The 5,599-nt window shown below is 70.3% G+C and carries 3 protein-coding genes and 1 tRNA gene; 3 read left to right on the forward strand and 1 reads right to left on the reverse strand.

Annotated elements, in window-relative coordinates; genetic code table 11:
• Positions 1 to 427: 427 nt before the first annotated feature.
• Positions 428 to 501, reverse strand: a tRNA-Pro gene (locus VFB40_RS14000).
• 384 nt (positions 502 to 885) lie between these two features.
• On the opposite strand from VFB40_RS14000, the gene VFB40_RS14005 reads away from it, so the two are divergent.
• From VFB40_RS14005 to VFB40_RS14015, 3 genes are all read left to right on the forward strand, one after another.
• The gene (locus VFB40_RS14005; RefSeq protein ID WP_324850724.1) at positions 886 to 2,097 is read left to right on the forward strand and encodes an FAD-dependent oxidoreductase; all 1,212 of its coding nucleotides are present in this window, start codon (positions 886 to 888) and stop codon (positions 2,095 to 2,097) included.
• Positions 2,098 to 2,319: 222 nt separating this feature from the next.
• A complete protein-coding gene (locus VFB40_RS14010; RefSeq protein ID WP_324850726.1) occupies positions 2,320 to 3,963 on the forward strand; it encodes a class I adenylate-forming enzyme family protein in 1,644 nt (547 codons plus the stop codon).
• 120 nt (positions 3,964 to 4,083) lie between these two features.
• Positions 4,084 to 5,565, forward strand: coding sequence for an MFS transporter (locus VFB40_RS14015; RefSeq protein ID WP_324850728.1), 1,482 nt, complete (start codon positions 4,084 to 4,086; stop codon positions 5,563 to 5,565).
• Positions 5,566 to 5,599 lie beyond the last annotated feature (34 nt).

Below are 5,599 nucleotides of genomic sequence, written 5' to 3' on the forward strand. Positions count from 1 at the left end.
CCAAGCTCTCCAGCGATAACCCACGCTTAAGAGCAAGGAGTCCCGTCCGCGATCTGCCGCCGCACGCGCTACGGGAAGACTCCCGAACCGGGCTCGATCGACTGCGCGTTGCTCAGACTCACTCGGCGCTAAAAGCTTCCGCCGCTGCACCCTCACGGCCGCCTGCACTCCTGCGCGACCCTCCAGAAGGCCAAGAAGATCGACGCGATGTGATCCGGGATATCCTCGGCCACTCCCAGCTCAGCGTCACTGCAGATATCTAAACGCACATACCGATGCCGGAGCGCAGACAACATTAAGGATCGTGTCATGGGTGTGGGTGGCGTCGGGACAGCTCACGCCGAAGATCCTGGCCGGTGGTGTCAAGCCTGGTATCGAGCAGCAAAAAGGGCCAGTAACAACAATCGGTTACCGGCCCTCATCAGCGTCGGGCTGACAGGATTTGAACCTGCGACCCCTTGACCCCCAGTCAAGTGCGCTACCAAGCTGCGCTACAGCCCGCTGGTGCTCGGCCTGGTGGCCGACCAGGAAGAACCTTACCGCATCCAGAGGTGCGGTATCACCCGCGTTGCGCGTGTCGCGTGGTCGTGGTCAGAGCCGGGCGCCGGCATACGCACGCCAGGTCGCCTCGCCGTCCGGCTCGGGGCGGATCGGACCCGCTGCGCATTCCGCGGTGTCCGCCGTGGCGACACCTGCGCAGGGACTGCCTCCGCGCTCCAGGAGGTGCGAGCTTTTGTGCTCCGGCGCTACTCCGGGCCGACTGCATCGTTTCTCGAGTGAGGGTGGAGCCGTGGACCGCGAGCGGCCGCGATGATGCTGCGACGCGCCTGCGTGCCCTGATCCGAGGCCCGCGCTCTTGCGGGCTGCGTTATGAAGGAGCTGTTCATGAACGCGACCGAGTGTCCCTCCTTGCCGGCTTCGGCGCAGGTCGTCGTCGTCGGCGCCGGGCCGGTGGGGCTGACCACGGCCATCGCGCTGGCCAGCCACGGCGTGGACGTCGTGGTGCTGGACCGGCAGGCCGAGGCCGCGAACACCTCGCGGGCAGCCGTGGTACACGCCCGGACGCTCGAAGTGCTCGAGGAGCTCGAGGTGACCGATCGGCTGCGCCGGCTCGGACTCGAGATGACGACGTTCGCCATGCGCGACGGCGGCAGAACCCTGGTTCGCGTCTCGTTCGACGCGCTGCCCACCCGGCACCCCTATACCCTGATGATTCCTCAGGACGTCACCGAGGCCGTGCTGCTCGACCGGCTCTTGGAACTCGGCGGCGCGGTGCACCGGCCGTACGAGCTGGTCAGGGCCGTCGACGACGGTGTCGCGGTCGAGGTGACCGCCAAGTCCGGAACAGGAGAGGAGTACGTGGTCCGCGCCTCCTACGTGGTCGGTGCCGACGGAATGAACAGCACGGTACGGGACCTGGTCGGCATCGAGTTCGAGGGCGGCACCTACGCGGAGTCGTTCGTGCTCGCCGATGTCCGGCTCGAACCGCAGCCCGCGCGCGAGGACGGGGTGGTGCTCAGCTTTCGCCCGAGCGGAACCACCGTGATCGCGCCGCTGCCCGGCGAGCGCCACCGGGTGATCGCCGGGGTGGACGAAGCACCGTCGGCTCCGGATCTGGCGACGGTGCAGGCGTTGGTGGACCGCTGGGCCGGCGAGTCGAGGCGCCGCGCCGCGCCGCAGGTCACCGAGCTGATCTGGAGCTCCCGGTTCCGAGTGCACCACCGGGTGGCCGAGCGGTACCGCGCCGGGCGCGTTCTGCTCGCAGGCGACGCCGCCCATGTGCACAGCCCGGCCGGCGGCCAAGGCATGAACATCGGCATGCAGGACGGCGTCGCGCTTGCCGCCGCCCTCGCCGCCGCGCTGGATGCGGAGCGCCGGGGCGACACCGCCGCCGCCTCAGCGGCGCTCGACGGCTATGAGGCCGCGCGCCGGCCGGCCGCGCTGCGCGTCGTATCGCTCACGGACCGGATGACCCGGATGGCGATGCTACGCGGGCCGGTGCCGAGGGCCGCGCGCAACACCCTGCTGAAGATCGTCGACTGCATCCCGCCCATCCGCAACAAGGTCGCGGCGCAGATCGCCGGGCTTGCCGACTAGGCACATCCCACCTGGCGCGCCGAAGGTCACCAGGCCCGATGGGGACGTCAGCGATGCGGTCGGCGGCCCGTCGCCGAGTTGGTCGCGCCGGTCTGTACCGCCAATCCAGAGCCGTTCGATTCCGGCTGGGGAGAATCGCCCGGCTGGACGGCCGCCCTCCCGCCCGCCGGGCCGGGCGGCCCTCGGCATGCTCCGATCAACCATTGCGAGGGGAGAGCATTCATGGACGTCGACAGGCTTAAGAGGCCCACGCGCGAGGACGGTCCGGACCTGTCAGAGCACGCTTTGGACCGGCGTGCCCTGCACGATTACGTCATCGACGCGCCGATGGACGCATTGGTGAGTTCCGCCGCCGCGGCGGCGCCGGACACCCTCGCGATCCGGATCGGCGGCGAGCACGTGACGTACCGGGAACTGGACGAGGCCGTCGAGCAGGCGGCCGCGGCCCTGGCGGACCGCCTCGACGGTCCGGGCCGGACCATCGGTGTCACCACCGCCCTGAACCCGCGCTTCGCCGCGGCGTTCTACGCGACGGCCAGGAGCGGCAACACGGTAGTCATGGTCAATTCGCTCCAGCCGCCGCCCGTGCTCCAGCACGTGCTCGCCACGGCCCGGATCAGCCTGCTGTTCGCCGACGCCCGGCTACTGCCGAAACTGACCCGGCTCGCCGTGCCGGACAGCCTCGAGACGATCGTCACCTTGGCGGACGAGGAGCCGGTCGAACTGTCCGGCGTGCCCGTCGCCTGGAGCACGTGGTCGAAGTTCGTGGCGGACGCGCCGCGCAGTCGCGCGACCCCCGGGGTGGATCCCGACTCGGCGGGCTGCGTCCACTTCACCAGCGGCACGACCGGGCAGCCCAAGGCCGTCGTCCTCTCGCATCGCAACCTCACCGCCGGGGCCGCGCAGGTCGCCATCGCGCACCGGCTGACGCAGGGCGCCGTGATTCTCAACCACATGCCGGCGTTCCACGTCATGCACCTGAACGCGGTGACCACGGCGCGCGCGACCCATGTGATGTGCCCGGACCCCGATGTGACGGCGGGCGTCGCCCTGTCCAACGAGGTGCGAGCGGTGCGGTACTACAGCATCCCGATGCGGCTGACCCAGCTGGCCGCCGACCCGCGCCTGCCGGGTCTGCGTCTGGAGACCGCTCAGGCGATCCTCTCCGGCGGCACCACGCTGCCGCCGACCGCGGCCGCCAGGCTCGCCTCGGTCTTCAACGTGCCTGTGGTGCAGGGCTACGGCTCGGCTGAGTCCGCCTCGATGAGCCACTGCGACGTCCTACACCGCCCGAAGATCGGCTCTGTCGGCCTTCCGGCGGCGGGCTGCGAGGCCCGGCTCGGGGACATCGAAACCGGAGGACCGGTGCCCCAGGGCGCGATCGGTGAGGTGCTCGTACGCGGCCCGCAGATATACCGCGGGTACTTCGGCGGAGGTGCGGCAGCGGACGTCGACGCCGCCGGCTGGCTGCACACCGGTGACGTCGGCCGGCTCGACGAGGACGGTTACCTCTTCCTCACCGACCGGATCAAGGACGTCTTCAAGTGCGACCACGAACTGGTCAGCCCAAGCCGGCTGGAGCACCTGGCGCTTGCGCATCCGGACGTGGCCGAATGCGTCGTCGTCGACGTGCCCGACCCGGTACGCGGGGCGGTGCCGTTCCTGGTGGCGGTACTCAAGAGCGGCGTCGCGCCCGAACGACTCACGGAGGTCGTCGCCCACGTAAACGCACAGACCGCTTCGTATGAGCAGATCGCGCACGCCGAGGCCGTCGCGTCGATCCCCCGCTCAGCGACCGGCAAGGTGCAGCGGCGCGAGGTGCGCGACCTGGTGCGCGAGCGGCTGGGCGGCGAGGCCGCGGCCTGATCCGCTGCGCATCCGCACCTCGGCTCGAGCGGGACTCGAGCGGGGATCCAGTCGCGTTCAATCCCATTCGCGGACAATGACGTCCAACTCGACTGAAATCTCATGCAAGAGGAGTACGCGGTGGCGGCAGAAGCGACAACGACTACGGCGGCCCCGGCGCGTACCGGGCCGCCGCGGCTCGGTTTGATCCTGACGGCGTGCCTCGTGGGTCAGTTCATGATCGTGCTGGACACGACCATCGTGAACATCGCCCTTCCGGCGATCAGCACCGCGCTGCACTTCGACCGGGTGGGGCTGCTGTGGGTGGTCAACGCCTACGTCGTGGTGGTCGGCGGGTTCCTGCTGCTGGCGGGACGCATCGCGGACATCTACGGGCAGCGGCGCACCTTCCTCGCCGGTGTGGTCATGTTCACGGCGGCGAGCGCGGTGGGCGGGCTCGCCACCAACTCCACCACGCTCGTCCTGGCCCGCGGCTTCCAGGGCCTCGGCGGCGCCGTGATGGGGCCCGCCACGCTCACCGTGCTGACCCACACGTTCACCGAGCCCGCGGCCCGGGCCAAGGCGTTCGGACTGTGGAGCGCGGTGTCCGGCGGCGCGGGGGCGTTCGGCGTCCTGGCCGGCGGGGTCATCACCCAGTGGCTCTCCTGGCGCTGGATCCTGCTGGTGAACGTGCCGATCGGCATCGCGCTGTTCGCGCTGGCGCTGAAGGTGGTGCCTGAGTCGCGCCGCCCGCAGGCCGCCCGCGCGCTCGACGTCCCCGGCGCCGTGACGGTGACCGGCGGGCTGATCGGCACCATCTACGCCGTCTCCCAGTCGAGCACGTACGGGTGGTCGTCCGCGCGCGTGGTGGCTCCCCTGGCAGCCGGCTTCGTGCTGCTGGTGGCGTTCGTCCTGATCCAGGCCTTCTTCTCCAAGCAGCCGCTGGTCCCGCTCGGGTTCTTCCGCAACCGCTCGGTGTCCGTCGGCAACCTGGTCAACATGTTCGGCATGGCAGGGCTCTTCAGCACGTTCTTCTTCCTGACCCTGATCCTCCAGGACGTGTTCGGCTACTCCCCCGTGCGCACCGGCGTGCTCTACCTGCCGATCTCGCTGGCCCTGGCGGCCGGCGGAGCGGGACTTTCCCGGCTGGTGCCGAAATTCGGGCCGGGCCCGGTCCTGTTCGCCGGGTTCCTGGTGGGTGCCGCGGGGCTGTTCTGGCTCTCCCGGCTGAACGAGAGCTCCACCTTCCTCGGCTCGATCCTCGGCCCGACCATCATGATCGGGATCGGCGCGGGGGCGGGCATGGTCGCCGTCACCAGCGCGGCCACGGCGGGGTTGGAATACCACGAGGCGGGCTTGGCCTCCGGGCTGGTGAACGCGACCAGGCAGATCGGCATCAGCGTCGGCTTGGTGATCCTGGTGACGGTCGCGTCGGCGCGCATCCGCGGCGACCTGGTGGGCGTGAAGCCCACCGGGACCGCGGTCAAGCACGCGCTGGCCAGTGGATACGGCCTGGCGCTGGACGGGGCGGCCCTGTCGGCGCTGATCGCGGCCGTGCTCGCGTTGGCCGCGCCGCGCCGCAAGGCGGCCGGCCGGCAAGACCAGCCGCCGGCAGCACACTAACCGCGACAGACCCGCCGAGGGCTTCACGAATCCG

The organism is Actinocrinis sp. (assembly GCF_035650855.1).
Taxonomy (GTDB): Bacteria; Actinomycetota; Actinomycetes; order Streptomycetales; family Catenulisporaceae; genus Actinocrinis.

Bases quoted from the DNA above. Each gene is read 5' to 3' on its own strand.
- VFB40_RS14005 (WP_324850724.1), top strand. From the start codon at position 886: ATGAACGCGACCGAGTGTCCCTCCTTGCCGGCTTCGGCGCAGGTCGTC.
- VFB40_RS14010 (WP_324850726.1), top strand. From the start codon at position 2,320: ATGGACGTCGACAGGCTTAAGAGGCCCACGCGCGAGGACGGTCCGGAC.